The following is a 207-nucleotide window of genomic DNA, read 5'->3' on the forward strand; positions in this document are numbered from 1 at the left end:
AAGCGTTTTCCAGCAAGGCGCCTGCGATGCAGCCAAGCCAATCGGCCGCTCCACGCAAGCGCTTCAAAAGAGCAACATCGGAAAGGCTCGCAACGTCGTTCATCCCGGCCCAGGCGGCCGCCGAGCGCAGGCTCATCCCGCCGGGGCCATAGGCCAAGGCCAGACGCAGCAATGTCGCTGCGTCCGCAACATTGCGACGACGTACCA

1 pseudogene is annotated in these 207 nt (G+C 64.3%); it reads right to left on the bottom strand.

Annotated elements, in window-relative coordinates:
- A pseudogene (locus AC0L3L_RS36555) lies at positions 1 to 207 on the bottom strand (IS4 family transposase); the annotation flags it as partial.

The sequence above is a fragment of the Mesorhizobium sp. WSM4849 genome, from assembly GCF_055811385.1.